The 17,654-nt window shown below is 34.2% G+C and carries 16 protein-coding genes and 1 riboswitch; of the genes, 4 read left to right on the top strand and 12 right to left on the bottom strand.

Going from position 1 to position 17,654, the window contains the following annotated elements:
- Nucleotides 1–106: 106 nt before the first annotated feature.
- The 5 genes from ptsP to auxA all read right to left on the bottom strand — a co-directional run bounded on the left by ptsP (nt 107) and on the right by auxA (nt 5,471).
- Nucleotides 107–1,825: a phosphoenolpyruvate--protein phosphotransferase gene (gene ptsP / locus HMPREF2706_RS08805; protein ID WP_002469960.1), complete on the bottom strand. Its 1,719-nt coding sequence runs from the start codon at nt 1,823–1,825 to the stop codon at nt 107–109.
- Between the two features lie 2 nt (nt 1,826–1,827).
- Nucleotides 1,828–2,094, bottom strand: coding sequence for a phosphocarrier protein HPr (locus tag HMPREF2706_RS08810; protein WP_002435387.1), 267 nt, complete (start codon nt 2,092–2,094; stop codon nt 1,828–1,830).
- A 157-nt stretch (nt 2,095–2,251) separates the two neighbouring features.
- Nucleotides 2,252–2,791 (bottom strand): hypothetical protein, encoded by a 540-nt coding sequence (locus HMPREF2706_RS08815; protein WP_002435405.1) that lies wholly within the window; start codon nt 2,789–2,791, stop codon nt 2,252–2,254.
- A 59-nt stretch (nt 2,792–2,850) separates the two neighbouring features.
- Nucleotides 2,851–4,023, bottom strand: coding sequence for a class I SAM-dependent rRNA methyltransferase (locus tag HMPREF2706_RS08820; protein WP_023350473.1), 1,173 nt, complete (start codon nt 4,021–4,023; stop codon nt 2,851–2,853).
- A 152-nt stretch (nt 4,024–4,175) separates the two neighbouring features.
- Nucleotides 4,176–5,471: a lipoteichoic acid stability factor AuxA gene (auxA, locus tag HMPREF2706_RS08825; protein ID WP_002435336.1), complete on the bottom strand. Its 1,296-nt coding sequence runs from the start codon at nt 5,469–5,471 to the stop codon at nt 4,176–4,178.
- 155 nt (nt 5,472–5,626) lie between these two features.
- Here auxA and graF point away from each other — a divergent pair, with 155 nt between their 5' ends.
- The 4 genes from graF (at nt 5,627) to HMPREF2706_RS08840 (ending at nt 8,898) form a co-directional block, all read left to right on the top strand.
- On the top strand, nt 5,627–5,761 hold the full coding sequence (graF, locus tag HMPREF2706_RS12280; protein ID WP_002435469.1) for a glycopeptide resistance-associated protein GraF: 135 nt from the start codon (nt 5,627–5,629) through the stop codon (nt 5,759–5,761).
- A 156-nt stretch (nt 5,762–5,917) separates the two neighbouring features.
- Nucleotides 5,918–6,019: riboswitch (TPP riboswitch) on the top strand.
- A gap of 87 nt (nt 6,020–6,106) precedes the next feature.
- Nucleotides 6,107–6,682: an ECF transporter S component gene (locus HMPREF2706_RS08830; RefSeq protein WP_049427986.1), complete on the top strand. Its 576-nt coding sequence runs from the start codon at nt 6,107–6,109 to the stop codon at nt 6,680–6,682.
- Between the two features lie 13 nt (nt 6,683–6,695).
- Complete coding sequence (locus HMPREF2706_RS08835; RefSeq protein ID WP_030065184.1) at nt 6,696–8,099, top strand: ABC transporter ATP-binding protein; 1,404 nt, start codon at nt 6,696–6,698, stop codon at nt 8,097–8,099.
- Complete coding sequence (locus HMPREF2706_RS08840; RefSeq protein WP_030065182.1) at nt 8,092–8,898, top strand: energy-coupling factor transporter transmembrane component T family protein; 807 nt, start codon at nt 8,092–8,094, stop codon at nt 8,896–8,898. Before HMPREF2706_RS08835 ends, HMPREF2706_RS08840 begins: the two co-directional genes overlap by 8 nt.
- Before the next feature lie 88 nt (nt 8,899–8,986).
- On the opposite strand, the gene purD is transcribed toward HMPREF2706_RS08840, so the two are convergent.
- From purD to purQ, 7 genes are read right to left on the bottom strand one after another with little or no spacing between them, the layout of a single operon-like run.
- Nucleotides 8,987–10,225 (bottom strand): phosphoribosylamine--glycine ligase, encoded by a 1,239-nt coding sequence (gene purD, locus HMPREF2706_RS08845; RefSeq protein WP_030065180.1) that lies wholly within the window; start codon nt 10,223–10,225, stop codon nt 8,987–8,989.
- Nucleotides 10,226–10,252: 27 nt separating this feature from the next.
- Nucleotides 10,253–11,731 (bottom strand): bifunctional phosphoribosylaminoimidazolecarboxamide formyltransferase/IMP cyclohydrolase, encoded by a 1,479-nt coding sequence (purH, locus tag HMPREF2706_RS08850; RefSeq protein ID WP_030065177.1) that lies wholly within the window; start codon nt 11,729–11,731, stop codon nt 10,253–10,255.
- Nucleotides 11,732–11,746: 15 nt separating this feature from the next.
- Complete coding sequence (purN, locus tag HMPREF2706_RS08855) at nt 11,747–12,313, bottom strand: phosphoribosylglycinamide formyltransferase (RefSeq protein ID WP_070862324.1); 567 nt, start codon at nt 12,311–12,313, stop codon at nt 11,747–11,749.
- A complete protein-coding gene (gene purM, locus HMPREF2706_RS08860) occupies nt 12,310–13,344 on the bottom strand; it encodes a phosphoribosylformylglycinamidine cyclo-ligase (RefSeq protein ID WP_070862325.1) in 1,035 nt (344 codons plus the stop codon). The genes purN and purM overlap by 4 nt, the downstream gene beginning before the upstream one ends.
- The gene (purF, locus tag HMPREF2706_RS08865) at nt 13,337–14,821 is read right to left on the bottom strand and encodes an amidophosphoribosyltransferase (protein ID WP_070862326.1); all 1,485 of its coding nucleotides are present in this window, start codon (nt 14,819–14,821) and stop codon (nt 13,337–13,339) included. The genes purM and purF overlap by 8 nt, the downstream gene beginning before the upstream one ends.
- Nucleotides 14,800–16,989, bottom strand: a complete 2,190-nt coding sequence (gene purL / locus HMPREF2706_RS08870; protein ID WP_064212240.1) for a phosphoribosylformylglycinamidine synthase subunit PurL — start codon at nt 16,987–16,989, stop codon at nt 14,800–14,802. Before purL ends, purF begins: the two co-directional genes overlap by 22 nt.
- Entirely contained in the window at nt 16,982–17,653 is a 672-nt protein-coding gene (gene purQ / locus HMPREF2706_RS08875) for a phosphoribosylformylglycinamidine synthase subunit PurQ (protein ID WP_023350479.1), read from the bottom strand. The genes purL and purQ overlap by 8 nt, the downstream gene beginning before the upstream one ends.
- Nucleotide 17,654 lies beyond the last annotated feature (1 nt).

Below are 17,654 nucleotides of genomic sequence, written 5' to 3' on the forward strand. Positions count from 1 at the left end.
TTGAGTGATTTTTTAATAAGTGAAGCCAGCTTATTTCAATTACAGATTAAAAAGAGAGTAAATGCAATGTTGCATTCACTCTCTCATGCTGTATTATTAACCTATATTATTTTGCTTTATTGTTAACTAATTCCATAACTTCTTCTTGTGTAGCACATTCAATAGCGCGATTAGCTAATTCAGCCATTTCATTTTTACTTAAGCCATTAATTTGTCTTCTAGCTTTAAGAATAGAAGTTGCACTCATTGAGAACTCATCTAATCCTAAACCTAGTAATAATGGAATAGCTGTTTCATCTCCGGCCATTTCACCACACATACCAGTCCATTTACCTTCTTTATGAGAAGCCTCTATTACTTGCTTAACAAGACGTAAAATAGAAGGATTATATGGTTGATATAAATAAGATACACGTTCTGACATACGATCAGCAGCTAGTGTGTATTGAATTAAGTCATTAGTACCGATACTAAAGAAGTCTACTTCCTTCGCGAAGACATCTGCTAATGCAGCAGTTGCTGGAATTTCAACCATGATACCTAATTCGATATCGTCAGAAATGTCATAACCTTCATTTTCAAGGTTTTTCTTTTCTTCTAAAAGAATCGCTTTAGCATCACGGAATTCTTTGATAGTAGCAACCATTGGGAACATGATATTTAATTTACCGTAAGCAGATGCACGTAATAATGCACGTAATTGCGGTCTGAAAATATCTTGTTGAGCTAAACATAAACGAATTGCTCTATAACCTAAGAATGGATTCATTTCTTCAGGTAAATTTAAGTAAGGAAGCTCTTTATCTCCACCGATATCTAAAGTACGTACAACAACACGTTTACCATCCATTGTTTCTAGTACTTGTTTGTAGGCTTCAAATTGTTCTTCCTCAGTTGGCATTTGGTCTCTTCCCATATAAAGGAATTCTGTACGGTATAAACCTATACCTTGAGCACCGTTTTCAATAACTCCTGGTAAATCATTTGGCGTACCAATATTCGCTGCTAATTCAGCATGCACACCATCAACAGTTACCGTATCCGCGTCACGTAATTTTTGTAGTTCCTTCTTATCTTCAAAGAAACGTTCACGTTTGTTTTGATAAGCGATTAATTCGTCTTCAGTTGGATCGATAATTACATCACCTGTAATTCCATCTACAACAATCATATCACCTTGTTTGACTTGCTGAGTGATAGTTTGCGTACCTACAACTGCTGCAATTTCAAGTGAACGACTCATTATTGCAGAGTGGCTCGTTCTACCACCGATGTTAGTTACAAAGCCTTGGACGAATTCCTTGTTTAATTGTGCAGTATCTGAAGGTGTTAAATCGTTACCAATTATAACGACGCTTTCATCAATCATACTTGGGTTTGGTAATTCTACACCTAGAATGTGCGCTAAAACACGTTTAGAAACGTCTCTAATATCTGCTGCACGTTCTTTCATGTATTCATTATCCATAGATTCGAAAATAGTAACAAATTGAGTTGTCACATCGTTTAATGCTGTAGCCGCATTAACTTTATCATTTCTAATTTTATCTTGGATAGGTTGAATTAATTCTGGATCATCTAGAACTAATAAATGAGCATCAAAAATAGCTGCTTTATCAGCGCCTAATTGAACTTCTGCATTATTTCTAATCTTAGTTAATTCAACTTTAGATGCTTCGATAGCTTTATTGAATTTATTAACTTCGCCTTCTACATCAGTGACCTGTTCGTTACTGTCAAAAGATAAATCTGGCTCTACTAATAAGTAAGCTTTTGCGATTGCTACACCATCAGAGGCAGCAATCCCTTTAATTAAGTTAGACATAATTATTTAGTTAATCCTTCTTTTGATAAGACATCACTGATAGATTCAATAGCATCAGTTTCATCGCTACCGTCAGCATAAATAGTGATTTCAGCATCTTTACCTACACCTAAACTCATAACACCCATGATTGATTTTAAGTTAACTTTTTTACCGTTATATTCTAATTGAATATCTGAATCAAATTTTGATGCAGTTTGAACTAGCATTGTAGCAGGGCGAGCGTGAATCCCTGTTTCGTCGATAATTACATATGATTTTTGTTCCATAGTTATATTCTCCTTCGTATAGTTAGAATCTTCAATATTATTACAATCTAACATATATTTTATACAATAACTTTACCAAAACCGATTGTTAAATTCAATTCGTTTAAAACCGGTTTCAATATCATTATTTACATTACATTAGAAATTATATCACTTACTATAGGTTATTGATAACTTTTTCACATTTTTCAACGTGATCTTTACCAAGTTTATTCATAAAGTAGTAACTAATTGAAGCTGAAACAGCTTGACCGATCACTGGGAACCATTTTGTTTGTTTAGCAGCTGCTCGTTTCGCTACATCTTTAATAACAACTTTTAAAAGTGCTTCTGAAACTTTTCTTCCTACAAATTGACTCCCTTGAATCGCTGCAGCAGACATCACTCTCTCTCTTACATCATCCCCTAACGAATTCACTTCTTTATGATCTAAACCATAAATTTTGTTAACATCCTCAATAATGTCTCTCATTAATTTAATATCTACACCGAAGTCTAATCCTGGGATAGGTACAATACTTGCGCCTGATGAAAGTATTGATTTCTTTTTAACTAACGTTAACGCCTGTTCTCGGCGACGCGCTAATTCTTCTTTAGTCTTAGGTAAATTATTTTTTTCTTTAATTTCTTCTATATTTAAAAGTTCATTGCCCACTTTATTAGTGATATCATTTGTGAATTTACTTCTAATACCCAAATTCATACATCCTTTCTTAGTATTGTTTCAATAAAATCTTATACCCAATATTTAAAAATTTAATGCTTAATATCTATAAATACAGCTTTTAAATATTTTGAAGGTTTGTAATGTGGATGAGTCTTGAAATCTTTAGGAAGTCCCATGACCTCTCTTATTTCAAACTCTACCCCCTCTTCATCTAATGTCTTTTTAATCACATTTTTGAACGCTTTTAAAGAAAATGCACTTGAATTTGTACATAATAGCAGTGAACCCTCAGGAGCTAATACACTTAAGGCGCCTTTAACGAGTGAACCATAGTCTTTCTGAACTGAGAATGTCTTTTTCTTATTGCGTGCAAAACTTGGCGGATCAATGACTACCGTTTCATACTGAAGACCATGACGTGCCGCGTAATTATAATAGTCAAACGTATCCATCACATAAATGTATTGAGATTTAGGATCAATACCATTTAAACCAAAGTTTTCTTCCGTTAAGCCTCTTGAACGATTTGCTAAGTCAACACTTGTAGTTGAACGTGCATTCTGAGCTGCTATAACTGAAAACGCTCCTGTATAACTAAATAAATTTAATACATCTCTATCTTCGGAAAATTGGTCTCTTAATTTTTTACGTACTTCCTTTTGATCTAAAAAGATACCAGTCATTAAACCATCTTCTAAATCTACATTATAAAATGTGAAATTTTCTTCAATAGTAATTGGAAACTCAGGGGCTTCACCATCAACAAATCCACCTGTGTATGTTGTATCCTTAAATCTCATTTTTTCATATAAAGACGTATAACCAAATACTGTTTTAATTGCTTCTATGATAAGATATCTAAATTTATAAATGCCTTTGGAATACCATTGAATTAATAAATGACTATCATAATTATCAATTGTGAGGCCTCCTACGCCGTCACCCTCAGCATTAAAAAGTCTAAAAGCATTTGTACCATCAATGTTGAAATAATATTCTCTTTCCTCTAATGCACTTTCAAATAATTTTACGAAGAATTGAGTGTTAATGTCCTCATTTTCATCATAACTTAATACCCAACCTAATCCTTTATGTTGACGGCCAACATAGCCAGTTGCGATATACTGTTGTTGATCAGTCACAATTTTAACTAAATCCCCTTCTTTAAGGTGGTCATGTTGGTAAATATCTTCCTCATCAATTAAAGGATATTGATTAAGATATTTAGTTTCTTTACCTCTATTCAATGTTGCTATTTTCATTTTTTACTTTTACCTCACTTTCTATTCTCTTTTTTCTAAAAATTAATACGTAAGCACAATTTCAAAATCATTTTAACAAATATCAGTCTTTAATAATATGTAAAAAAGCCACTGCTATTGAATAAACAATAACAATGACTTTTAGTAATCAATTATGGTTTCTCTCTTAACTGTAATGAGTAAGCAACAATCATTGCAATTAACATTAACAGTAAAATTGGTGTGATGAAAATTGATAACAATAGACCGTGAATCATAATATTGATAAATTCAGTTAAGAATTTAAAGAATAAAATACTACCCATGAAGAGCTGTAAGTAATAAAATTTATTTCTTAAATAATAAGTTAAAGTTGTAGCAATAAAGATGATGATTATGAATAGTAATAATATGAGTGTGACCCACTCTACTACATATTGCGTTTGAGAAAGTTCCCATTCTCCTGATAAGAATAGGGCGTTGCGGTTATTAAATTCAAGAAATGTAAAGAATAAAATAACAGCTCCACAGAACAACTCAACATACATTGGTTTAATCCATTTTGGCTTTCTCATCCAATTAGGAATATCATCTTCTTGAATATCTACAATATTTTTAACTTTTTCCTTAAATTTATCTCTTTTAGCTCTTATTTTATCTAAATCTACACTTCTTCTAGTCTTACGTGCATATTCTGTTGTCTTATCTTGTAGTTGTTTTAAGTGAACTTTAGTTTGATTAGATACGTTTCCTTTATTTGTTCTAGAAAGTTCAGGTTCTTCCTCGCCTAACTCTTCTTTAGTTAATGGTAATGATCGTCTTAAGAATAAGAAATTCCATATAGACATCTGTCCTAATAACCACATAATAATGAAGAATGTGTTCACACTTAAAATATCTATAGATTCAATTTCATTCGCATCTATACGTCCGTATAAAGAAATTTGTGTAATTAAATAACTAATACCATATGTCACGATAATCCACATATAATGACTTTTACGATTATTTTTATTTAATTCATCTTTATAAACAATGTATCCGATGTGAACGATGAACGGTATAATAAACACAATTGCGAAGAAACCATAAACTTGAGTCATTAATATTAGTGTAATAATAAAATACATAATACCAATAACTAAGAAGAAAATGGATATGTCATAGTCATATTTAATAGTTCTGAATAAAGTATGACCTAAAAGCATAACTAAGATACCAAACAAAATAATAATAATGGCACTTATAACTGGGAAACTACCTATAAACCTACTCATCACTTTTATAATTTCAGCGAAGAATGCATTAAGAAATTCCCATACATTATGTACATGAGTATTAACTTTTTTATCACCATTAAATTGTTTAATCAATGGTAAGTTAATTAGAATGATGAGACCTGTGAAAAGTGAAACGATACCGATAATGTAGCTAAATATGATCTCGGTGTGTTTCCTAAGAAAAGACATACTGTTCACCTCAAACGTTATTATATATGAAGATTTTCTAATTGTCTTTAAATTAACCATGAAATACGTCTATAGACCTATTAGGGTTTATCTATAGAATAACGGGGTATAGTTGTTGTGTAAACAATTATTCCTATTTAAGGGGTGGAAATACTATGGGAAAAGAAGAATTCGAAAAGAAATCTGCTGAAAAAGCTAAAGAAGCAGAAGAAAAACTAAAAGAACAAAATGAAGAAAAAACTGATGATATTGAACAAACGAAAAAAGATGTACAAGATACGTTAGATTAATTACTATAAATATTTGCCATTGAAAAGCTCTCAAAGTTTATACTTTGAGAGCTTTTTATAAAAAACTTTATTAACTTATTTATCCATATCCTCAATTTCCTCAAACTACCTTGACAATACAATAGAAAAATCATACATTTAATTTAAATTAAAATATCGACGTACTAGGGGTGTATATTTACTGAGATGAGGAAATCCTCAAACCCTTCGAACCTGATCTAGCTAGATACTAGCGTAGGAAAGTGTAGTTAACTATAGAATCTGATGAACTTACTTCATTAAGATATATCTTCTGACGCACAACTTTCCTAGGGAGGGTTGTGCGTTTTTTTAGGAGGAGACACAATGTCAAAAGGTTTAAAACTATCAGAAATACTTGTAACTGTATTAATATCTGTAGTCTTCGCAATCATCTATAACTTATGGTGGTTCTTCTACAATATTACACAAGTTGCAGGTATTCACCTAGAGCAGCTTACATATGGTGTTTGGTTTATGGCAGCAGTAGTTTGCTACTTAATTATTCCAAAACCAGGTATCGCAATCTTAGCTGAACTAGCTGCAGGGGCTGGCGAAACAATAGTCATGGGTAAATTTGATATACCTACAATTATCTATGCTTTATTACAAGGTGTAGCATGCGAAATTATCTTCGCAATTTTTAAATATCAATCTCGTTCTGCAGTAGTAGCAATGCTTGCTGGTTTGGTCACTGCACTGGCCACTTTCCCAGTAGATTATTTTTACGGTTACTTAAATGAAGTCGCGGGATGGAACTTATTCTTATTCATTCTATTCCGATCAATTAGCGGAATTGTTATCACAGGATTAGTGTCCTATTGGCTTGTTAGAGCACTTGATAAAACGGGAGTTACTAAACTCTTTAGACCAGCTTCTAAACATGACTACGATAACCTATAAGGGGATTTTTTAATTGTTAAAAGTAAAAAATTTACGTTTGAAATACCCTAACGGGGATAGAAAAATTTTTGATAACTTAAATATAGAGATTAATGATAAGGAAAAAGTGCTTTTACTCGGCCCATCAGGGTCGGGTAAAAGCACATTACTTAATGTACTAAGTGGTATTGTTCCTAATTTAATTGAACTACCAATGAAATATGATGAATTACATGTCGATCATCAAAGTGGTGTCATTTTCCAAAATCCTGATACACAATTCTGTATGCCTAAAGTATATGAAGAGTTAGCTTTTGTGTTAGAGAACCGCAAAATCCCTCGTAGTGAAATGGATAATGAAATTAAAAAAGCACTTGAATCTGTAAATCTTAAAGTCTCTGACCAAACTTATGTAAATCAACTAAGCGGAGGTATGAAGCAGAAGTTAGCTATCGTAGAAACCATTTTACAAAGAGCGGAAACCTTATTCTTAGATGAACCAACTGCTATGTTAGATGTTCAAGCAACTGAGGATTTATGGAAGAAATTAATAGAATTGTGGGATGAACAAACAGTATTAATCGTCGAACATAAGGTTGAACATATTTGGCAACATGTGGATCGCGTACTATTAATGAATTATGAAGGAAAAATCATAGCTGATGATACTCCTCAACACATTCTTAATGACTACGAACATTTATTAACTGAGTATGGCGTGTGGCATCCTAAAGCCTGGAATTATGCGCCACGTCCTATTAAACTAGATATTCAACCTTCCAATAGTTTATTTGAATTTCAACAAGGCCAAATCGTACGTGGTAAACAAACGCTCTTCTCTGTTGATGACTTTGAATTACATAAAGGAGAATGGCTAACTATAACAGGAGAAAATGGTGCTGGTAAAACATCTTTGCTCGAATCAATACTTCAATTAATAAAATATAAAGGTCGAATGACTTATAATAATGAAGAACTGAAAAAGATTAAACAAGCAGCAAAACACATGTATCTCGTGTATCAAAATCCAGAATTACAATTTATTACGAATTCAGTTTATGATGAAGTTTACATTCATTATAACCATTTAGACCCTGAAAATGCTGAACAAGAAACTATTCAATTGCTTAAATTACTTCATCTAGATCAGGTTAAAAATCATCATCCCTTTGAAATATCAACGGGACAAAAACGCCGATTAAGCGTAGCAACTGCCCTTAGTTCAAAGGCAGAAATTGTATTGTTAGATGAACCTACATTTGGTTTAGATAGTCATAATACGTTCCAACTTATTAAACTTTTTCAAGAACGCGTTAAACAAGGGCAAACAATAGTTATGGTCACACATGATTCGGAAATCATTCGTCGATATCCAACACGTCGTTTACATGTTGAAGATGGAATACTTAAAGAGATTGAAGGTGAGCACGTTGTTTGAAAGATGGAAGAAACGTCACACCTTTGTTGATGATGTAAATATTATAACGAAATTAATACTAGGAATCGCACTTTTTTTCTTTATTATCTTCATTCATAATTTCGATTTTATGATTTATATCGTGTTACTCATGTTTATTTTCTTACTATTATTTAATGGTACAGAATTTAAAATTACAGGTATATTCATACTAGTTACCACCCTATTCGCCTTACTATCCTCATTATTTATGATACTTTATGGTGATGGTGAGCATATGTTAGTTAAATTTGGAATCGTTCAAATTAGTGAAGAAAGTATAGTACGGGGCTTACATCTCTCTTTAAGAACAATCACAGTATCAATGTTCGGGATTCTTATAGCATTAACATCTCAAATAGTTATGATTTTTTATAGTTTAATGCAACATCTAAAAATCAAACCCAAAATTGCCTATGCCTTTATGGCAGCAATACGAATGGTTCCTTTAATTATAAGTTCATTAATCCAATTGAGACGCTCATTAAAAATGAGATACCAAATGATTGATGTCTCAAATTATAAAGGACTAAAAAGATTAAATCATTTAGTTATTCCATTATTGAGTCAAAACATACGACGTGCACATCAACTCTCAGTTGCTATGGAATCTAAAGGCTTTAAAGATGGCCCTAGAACATATTACTACGAGACACCTTTCTCATATAAAGATGTAGTATTTATTGTGTGTGTGTTAATGATTATTGGTCTATCTTTCATACTATCAGGCTATTTACCATTAACTGGCATTCATGATGTACGTTTTGGAAAATTAGGATAAAAATTTCACTATATTTAATAAAGTTTAATCAATTAAATGATAGACATTAAAAAGGAGATGCAACATTTATTGTGCATCTCCTTTTTTACTATTTTATTGCTTTATTGCCTATATCATTACGATAGAAAAGATTATCGCTTTTAATTTTTTCAGCGTTGTTATATGCAGCAGCTTGTGCATCCTTAACCGTAGATCCCTCACCAATGGCTAGGATCACACGACCACCAGCATTAACAAAATGGTCTCCCTCTTTCTTTAAACCACTAACAAAATAATGAGAATCTGGGTCGAAACCACTAACTTTATATCCTTTATCATATGATCCTGGATACCCTTTAGATGCTAACATGACTCCTACAACTGCTTCATCTTTCCATTTAAAATGAATTGGTTGACGTTGTTCTAAATCAATAATATGTTGCATTAAATCACTTTCTAAACGCGTGAGTAACACTTGCGCTTCTGGATCACCAAATCTTGCATTGAACTCTATCACTTTAGGACCCTCTTTTGTTAAAATAGCACCAATATAGAGCAAGCCAAAGAAATGATACCCTTCTTTACTCATCGCTTGAGCAATAGGTTGAGCAATGCGCTCATTGGTTTGATGAAGTACCTCCTCACTAATATGCGGAACAGGACAATATGCCCCCATGCCTCCAGTATTAGGGCCTTCATCATTATCATAAGCACGTTTATGATCCTGAGCGATACAATCAAAAGGAACTGCATAATCACCATTAACAAATGTCATTAATGAAAACTCTTCACCCTCTAAAAAGCTCTCAAAAACCAGTTGCCCTTGCTCTTCAGTGTATAGTGTTTCTACACCTTTGATAGCTTCATCTCGGGTTTTGGCGATTATTACTCCCTTCCCAGCTGCTAAACCATCCTTCTTAATAACTACCGGCAATTCACACGTTTTAACATACGTTAGCGCGTCAGATCGATTCGTTACTTCTTTATAATCTGCAGTAGGAATGTCATACTTCTCCATAAGTTGTTTCGCAAAGAGCTTTGAACCCTCAATTTGAGCAGCAGCTTGCCCTGGGCCAAACACTTTTATTGCTTGTTGTCTAAGTAAATCTCCTAGGCCATCAATTAATGGTTGTTCAGGTCCTATGACCACCCAGTCAATGTTATTATTTATAGCGAAATCTATTATCTCTTGATGACTTGACTCGGCTATTTCATTATGAATTTCCGCAACGTTAATCATTGCTTCATTACCTGGTATAGCATAGACCTTTTCAACGAGTGAGGATTGATTGATTTTAGAAGCTAACGCGTGTTCACGTCCACCTGCTCCGATAACTAAAACTTTCATAAGTTTACTCCTTTCTTTAAGTAAAACTTAGTGCTTAAAGTGACGCATTCCAGTCATAACCATTGTGATACCATATTTATTAGCCATATCAATAGATTCTTGATCTTTAATAGAGCCACCAGGTTGAATAATGGCTTTAATACCATGTTCTGCCGCATATTCTACTGTATCCCCCATTGGGAAGAAACCATCAGAAATTAGCGCAACATTATCATTAATTTCAATTGCTCTCTCGATAGCAATTTTAGCTGAACCTACGCGATTCATTTGCCCTGCACCTATACCAACAGTTTGTTTATCATTACTTAGAATCACAGCGTTACTTTTTACAGAACTTACAACTTTCCATCCTAATAACATTGCTTCCCACTGTGATTCAGTTGGACGTACTTCAGTAGCAACAGTCATGTCTTCACGAGTGACATCCTTATTATCTTTATCTTGCACTAAATAACCACCAGAAACAGAAACAAATTCTTGTTCAGCGTTATCAATGGTCATATCTATTTCAAGTAAACGTATATTTTTCTTTTGAGTTAAAATTTCAAGTGCTTCTTCAGTAAATTTAGGAGCAATAACTACTTCTAAGAAAATTGAATGTAATGTTTCTGCTAATTTAGCATCTACAGTACGGTTCAATGCAATAATTCCACCGAAAATTGATTGATTATCAGCATCATATGCATTTTTAAATGCATCTTCAATAGTTTCTCCAACACCCACGCCACAAGGATTCATATGTTTAACTGCTACTGCTGTAGGTTCTTCAAATTTTTTAACCAAACTTAAAGCCGCATCCGCATCTTTAATGTTATTAAAGCTTAACTGTTTACCATGTAATTGTTTCGCACCAGCAATTGTGTGTTTACTATCTGATGTTCTTACAAAGTATGCAGATTGTTGAGGGTTCTCACCATATCTAAGTGTTTCTTTATCACCTTTAAAGAAACTTACAATGGCATGATCATATTGATTTGTATGTTCAAATACTTTAATCATTAAGGATTTTTTATAATCTTCATCTAATTGATTATTTTTAATTCTATCAATGACTTCATTGTAATCTGAAGGATGTACTATTGTTGTTACATGTTTAAAGTTTTTAGCTGCAGCACGCAACATCGTTGGTCCGCCAATATCAATATTTTCAATAGCATCTGCTTCAGTAACATCTGGATTTTCTACTGTTTTTTGGAAAGGATATAAGTTGACGACAACCATATCGATAAGGTCGATATGTTGTTCATTCAATTGATCGAGATGTTCTTGTTTATCACGATCTGCTAGGATACCCCCATGAACAGCTGGATGTAATGTTTTTACTCGACCATCCATTATTTCAGGAAATTGAGTTAATTCAGATACTGACTTTACAGCGATACCCGCATCTTCTAGCACACGTTTAGTGCCACCTGTAGAATATAATTCATAATCTAATGAAGTTAATGATTTAGCGAATTCTACAATTCCACTTTTATTTGAAACACTTAAAATTGCTTTTTTCATTGCTTAGATACTCCTCTATTTAATGATTTTAGCGATAACTCTAGGATAAAGTTCATATTCTAAATTTTTGACTCTCTCTTCTAAATCTTCTTTCGTGTCGTCCGTTCTAATATCACATTGTTGTTGTTCAATAATTTCTCCCGTATCCATGCCACTATCTACATAATGCACGGTTGAACCTGTCACTGTATCTCCACTATCAAATGCTTGGCCTATTGCATCTAACCCCTTATATTTAGGCAATAGTGAAGGATGTATATTTAACATTCGTCCTTCAAAGGCTTGAAGTAAATCTTGACCAACCAATCTCATGTAACCTGCTAAAACTATCCATTGAACCCCTTCATCGGATAAATGTTTAAGCAACTGTTGTTCATAAGATGACTTTGAAGCAAAGTCTTTAGGTTGGTTAATATGAAAAGGTATATTTAATTTTCTAGCTCGTTCTATACACTGAGCATTAGCTTTATCAGTATATAGTGCAGTCACTTCTATGTTCTGCAAATCGCCCTCTTTAACATGTTTAACGATATTTTCAAAGTTACTACCTGAACCTGAGGCGAAAATCGCTATTTTAATCACGATTCTACCCCCATTAAATGAAGTGGCGTATCAGCGTCTTCAATCACTTCACCAATTTCATAAGCTTTCACATCAAGCTCTTGTAAAGCCGCTAAAGCTGTTGATACATCTTTTTTATCTACTATAACGGTATAGCCTATACCCATATTGAAGATATTATACATTTCATCTGTACTAATGTTCCCTTGTTGCTGTAACCAATTAAAAACGTCTAATGTTGGGAACGAAGTTGTATCTATTCTAGCCGACAACCCTTTAGGTAAAGCTCTTGGTATATTTTCATAGAATCCGCCACCAGTAATATGATTCATTGCTTTAATATCCACATGTTTTTTCAATTCTAGAATTGGTTTTACATATAATTCAGTGGGTGCTAAAAACGTTTCTAAGTAAGTCTTTCCATTAAAGTTATCATGTAAATTGATGCCAGATTCTTTAATAAGCTTTCTAACTAAACTATAGCCATTAGAATGAATACCATTCGATGCTAAACCTATAATTGCTTGTCCTGCTTCTACTTTAGAACCATCTATGTACTCATCTTTTTCAACAGCGCCCACTGCAAAACCTGCAATATCGTACTCACCTTCGTGATACATTTCACCCATCTCAGCAGTTTCTCCACCAATTAATGCGGTATTCGTTTGTTCACACCCATCACTCACACCTTTGACGATTTGTTCAATAATTGATGGAACTACCTTATTTGTAGCAATGTAGTCTAAGAAATATAGAGGTTCTGCTCCAGTCGTTAAAATATCATTCACACACATCGCTACAGCATCAATACCAATCGTATCGTGCTTGCCATGATCAATAGCAAGTTTTAATTTCGTACCTACACCATCTGTACCAGAAACGAGTACGGGTGCTTTCATATTAAGTTGAGATAAATCAAAAGTAGCACCAAAACCTCCAAGTCCACATAAGACTTCTTTACGCATTGTACGTTCAACATGACTTGATATTCTCTCTACCGCTTCATAACCTGCATGAATATTTACACCTGATTGTTCATACGCTTTAGACATGTAAGTTTCCCTCACTATCAAAATAATGTTTATTATTAGCTATATAAGCTTTCTGACGATCGCTTAAATGTGATTTGTAATTCTTTTCATAATCGTAAAGACCTGCTGGATAATCTCCTGTGAAACTTTCAACACATAATCCACGATACGGTGCATCATAATTCAAACCAATTGAGTCAATGAGCCCATCAACACTTAGATATGCTAGTGAATCAGCACCAATGTAATCTTTAATTTCTTCTGGTGATTTACTTGCTGAAATTAACTCTGCAGTAGTCGACACATCAATACCATAGAAACTAGGGAACATGAACTCTGGAGAAGCGATTCTCACATGCACTTCATCAGCTCCTGAATCTTTAAGCATTTTCACAATTCTTTTACACGTAGTACCACGCACGATTGAATCATCTACAAGAATAATTTTTTTACCTTCGACAATATCTTTAACTGCCGATAATTTAACACGTACGCCCTGTTCACGTAATTCTTGTGTCGGTTGAATAAATGTACGTGCAACATATTGGTTTTTAACGAGACCCATCTCATAAGGAAGCCCAATTTGTTCAGCATAACCACTCGCTGCAGACAGTGAAGAATTAGGTACTCCAATAACCATATCAGCTTTTGCAGGGCTTTCTTCAGCGAGTCTTTTACCAGATGCTTTTCTCACAGCATGAACATTTTTTCCAGCTATTGTAGAATCTGGTCTTGCAAAATAAATATATTCCATAGCCGAAATAGCTGTATTTACATGACGTGTATAATTTTTGACAACGATTCCATCATCGTTGATAATGACATACTCTCCAGCATGGATATCTTGTACAAACTCTGCACCCAGAACATCAATAGCGCAAGTTTCGCTAGCTAAGATATATGCACCATTTTCCATTCTACCGACTACAAGTGGACGAATCGCATTAGGGTCAACTGCGCCATAGAGTGCATCTTCAGTAAGTATCGCAAATGTGAAACCACCTTTAATTTGGCGTAAGCTTTCTTTAAGTGCTTCTTCAAAGGTTGGTGCTTTACTGCGACGAATTAAGTGCATGATGATTTCAGTATCAGATGATGAATGGAATATTGCACCATGCTTTTCTAAATTTTGACGTAAAGATTCAGCATTTATTAAATTACCGTTATGACAAATACCGACACTCATGTCATAAAAGTGATATAAAAAGGGTTGTATATTTTCAATCCCTTTATTACCAGATGTTGCATATCGTACATGACCAATTGCATGTGGATACCCTTTTAAATTTTCCATATTAGTATCTTTAATTGCTTCAGTCAGTAAACCTAGTCCTCTTTCTCCTTTAAGTGTTTGATCATCCGAAACTACAATCCCTGCACCTTCTTGACCACGATGTTGTAAACTATGAAGACCCATGTAAGTTAATTGTGCTGCTTCAGGATGATTCCAGATTCCAAATACGCCACATTCCTCATTTAATCCTGAGTTGTTAAACATTGAGCGATTGCTCCTTCCCATGTATGTTTAATGTCTGAAACCTTTTCCGAAATTGTAACTTCTGAATTAGAGACCTTAAATGTGCCATCACTTGTTAATTGACCAATCTCTATAGCTTGATTCATATCTAAAGTCTGACCGTCTTTAACTGAGATAATATAACGACCTTGAGTTTCACTAAATAATTGTGCATTAGTCATATCAAGTTGTGCATGAAGTCCAAGATTATAGTATGCACTTATTTTAGCTAGGGTAAGAAGTAAACCACCTTTACCTACTGTTTGAACATGAGAAGCCACGCCGTTACGAATTGCCTGTTTAATGGATTCACCCTTCTCAACTTCATCGCTTAAATCAATCTCTTCAAATTCATGGTTCACAGAACCGTATAATAACTTTTCGATTTGACTTCCACCGAAATCATTACGCGTATCGCCAACTAAATAAAGTTTTTCTCCAGCTTTGGGATGGAAATCGTTTAAATAATTAATATCTTCAATAAGACCGACCATTCCTACAACTGGCGTTGGGAAAATAGACGTACCACGCGTTTCGTTATAAAGCGAAACGTTACCTGATACAACAGGTGTATTTAAAACTTCACACGCTTCAGACATGCCTTTAGTTGAATCAATTAATTGTTGATAAATTTCTTTCTTTTCCGGTGAACCATAATTTAAGCAATCTGTCATTGCAAGTGGTGTCGCACCAACCGCAATTAAATTACGATATGCCTCTGCAACAACCATCTTTCCACCCTCATATGGTTGATTAAAAACATAACGTGCTTCACCATCAATTGTTGAAGCGATTGCCTTATTAGTTCCTTCTACTCGTACAACTGAAGATTGAAGACCCGGCTTCACTATCGTGTTTGCTCCAACTTGTTGATCGTATTGCTCATATAAATAACGTTTTGAAGCAATCGTTGGATGCTTTAATAATTTTGAAAATACATCTTCTACATCAATATTGCTATAATCATTTTTAGAAGTATTGTATTCTTTGTCTTCACCTTCAAGTATATAAACAGGTGCTTCGTCAGAAAGGGGTTGAACTGGGATATCTGCAAATACCTCATCTTCATAAGTTAATACGAATCGATCTGTATCAGTAACTTCACCAATCACTGCACTATCAAGTTCATGTTTATCAAATAAGTCTAAGAATTTTTGTTCAGTACCTTTCTCAACTACAAGTAGCATTCTTTCTTGTGTTTCAGAAAGCATCATTTCATATGGTGAAATATTAGGTTCTCGAGTAGGAACTTGGTCAAGTTTTAAATGAAGACCACTTCCACCTTTAGCAGCCATTTCAGATGAAGAAGATGTTAAACCTGCTGCCCCCATATCTTGAATTCCTACCAGTTCATCGAACGTAATAGCTTCAAGTGTTGCTTCCATGAGCTTCTTACCTACAAATGGATCACCGATTTGAACTGAAGGTCGTTTACTTTCACTTTCTTCAGTTAGTTCTTCAGAAGCGAATGTGGCACCGTGAATACCATCGCGACCAGTTTTCAGACCAACATAAATAACTGAGTTACCAACGCCTTTAGCAGTACCTTTTTGGACCATGTCATGGTCGATGACACCTACACACATTGCATTTACAAGTGGATTGCCATCATATCGATCATCAAATTCAATTTCACCAGCTGTAGTCGGAATACCGATACAATTTCCGTAACCACCAATCCCGCTCACAACTCCTTTTAAAAGTCGTTGATTTTGTTTGACTGATAGTTCACCGAAACGTAGACTATTTAACAAGTTAATAGGTCTCGCTCCTATTGAGACGATATCTCTAATAATTCCACCTACACCTGTTGCAGCGCCTTGATAAGGTTCTATAGCTGATGGATGATTGTGTGATTCCACCTTAAATACGACTGCTTGATTATCTCCAATATCCACTACACCTGCCCCTTCACCAGGGCCCATTAAGACATGCTCACCAGTAGTCGGAAACTGTTTCAAGAATGGTTTAGAATGTTTATATGAACAATGTTCACTCCACATTACCGAAAAGATTCCTACCTCAGTAAAGTTGGGTTCTCTACCAAGAATTTCAACTACTTTATCGTATTCTTTATCACTAAGTCCCATATCTTGATAAAGCTTTTCAAGTTTAATTTCTTCAACACTTGGTTCGATAAATTTAGACATGTTGTTCCCTCCAACTTTTAACCATTGATTCAAACAATTTCACTCCACTGTCAGTGCCTAGTAGTGTTTCTAATGCACGTTCAGGATGGGGCATCATTCCACAAACATTTCCTTCTTTATTAACAATGCCTGCGATATCTTCATATGAACCATTAGGATTATCAATATACTTAAGGATAATTTGATTATTTTGTTCAAGTTCATTAAAGATTTCTTCTGTACAATAGTAATGCCCCTCACCATGAGCAACAGGATAAACGACTTCTTGATTAGCTTCATATAAATGAGTAAATGGAGTTTGATTATTAACAATTTTTAAAGTTTCATTTCTACTTATGAAAAGATGAGAATCATTATGAAGCAACGCACCAGGAAGTAATCCAATTTCTGTCAATATTTGGAAACCATTACATACTCCAAGCACTGGTTTTCCTTCTTTTGCAAGACGTTTAACCTCATTAATAATAGGAGCCACACTTGCCATTGCTCCAGATCTTAAATAATCACCAAATGAAAAGCCACCAGGGATCAGAACCCCATCAAATCCTTCGAGGCTCGTTTCACGATAATCGACGTAAGCTGCGTCAACGCCAGATTTAATTGCGGCATTAAACATGTCTCTATCACAGTTAGAGCCAGGGAATACGAGAACTGCGAATTTCATC

This window comes from Staphylococcus sp. HMSC067F07, from assembly GCF_001837405.1.
Classification (GTDB): domain Bacteria; phylum Bacillota; class Bacilli; order Staphylococcales; family Staphylococcaceae; genus Staphylococcus; species Staphylococcus capitis.

What these genes read in the sequence shown, in the direction of transcription:
- ptsP (WP_002469960.1), bottom strand. Translation starts at nt 1,825, where the DNA reads ATGTCTAACTTAATTAAAGGGATTGCTGCCTCTGATGGTGTAGCAATC.
- HMPREF2706_RS08810 (WP_002435387.1), bottom strand. Translation starts at nt 2,094, where the DNA reads ATGGAACAAAAATCATATGTAATTATCGACGAAACAGGGATTCACGCT.
- HMPREF2706_RS08820 (WP_023350473.1), bottom strand. Translation starts at nt 4,023, where the DNA reads ATGAAAATAGCAACATTGAATAGAGGTAAAGAAACTAAATATCTTAAT.
- auxA (WP_002435336.1), bottom strand. Translation starts at nt 5,471, where the DNA reads ATGTCTTTTCTTAGGAAACACACCGAGATCATATTTAGCTACATTATC.
- graF (WP_002435469.1), top strand. Translation starts at nt 5,627, where the DNA reads ATGGGAAAAGAAGAATTCGAAAAGAAATCTGCTGAAAAAGCTAAAGAA.
- HMPREF2706_RS08830 (WP_049427986.1), top strand. Translation starts at nt 6,107, where the DNA reads ATGTCAAAAGGTTTAAAACTATCAGAAATACTTGTAACTGTATTAATA.
- purD (WP_030065180.1), bottom strand. Translation starts at nt 10,225, where the DNA reads ATGAAAGTTTTAGTTATCGGAGCAGGTGGACGTGAACACGCGTTAGCT.
- purH (WP_030065177.1), bottom strand. Translation starts at nt 11,731, where the DNA reads ATGAAAAAAGCAATTTTAAGTGTTTCAAATAAAAGTGGAATTGTAGAA.
- purM (WP_070862325.1), bottom strand. Translation starts at nt 13,344, where the DNA reads ATGTCTAAAGCGTATGAACAATCAGGTGTAAATATTCATGCAGGTTAT.
- purF (WP_070862326.1), bottom strand. Translation starts at nt 14,821, where the DNA reads ATGTTTAACAACTCAGGATTAAATGAGGAATGTGGCGTATTTGGAATC.
- purL (WP_064212240.1), bottom strand. Translation starts at nt 16,989, where the DNA reads ATGTCTAAATTTATCGAACCAAGTGTTGAAGAAATTAAACTTGAAAAG.
- purQ (WP_023350479.1), bottom strand. Translation starts at nt 17,653, where the DNA reads ATGAAATTCGCAGTTCTCGTATTCCCTGGCTCTAACTGTGATAGAGAC.